Origin of the sequence: Candidatus Thiosymbion oneisti, from assembly GCF_900092655.1 — a bacterium.
Taxonomy (GTDB): domain Bacteria; phylum Pseudomonadota; class Gammaproteobacteria; order Chromatiales; family Chromatiaceae; genus Thiosymbion; species Thiosymbion oneisti.
In genome coordinates this window covers 1-205 of record NZ_FLUY01001529.1, presented here as the reverse complement: position 1 = coordinate 205, position 205 = coordinate 1, and the positions used below count along the sequence as shown (strand labels likewise).

Sequence of the window (205 nt, the reverse complement as noted above, 5' to 3'; positions counted from 1 at the left end):
TCGAGCTTGGTCGCTACAGCCGTGTCGATATCGGCGTTTCCTGTCGCACCGATAGCGCCGCCCGCGGTCAGGCTGATATTGCCGCCCACGAGGTTCTCATTGCCCGCGCCTTCAACTGTAGTGTCGTAGTCACTGATCGCACCGCCTGCGGTGAGGGTGATGTCCTTCCGGTCAGCAGCCGTACCGGCGATGATTTGACCCACGG

1 protein-coding gene is annotated in these 205 nt (G+C 62.0%); it reads right to left on the bottom strand.

Features of this window, described 5'->3' with window-relative positions:
- The coding region (locus BQ17_RS22035; protein ID WP_176722466.1) for a hypothetical protein at positions 1–205 on the bottom strand (205 nt) is incomplete at both ends.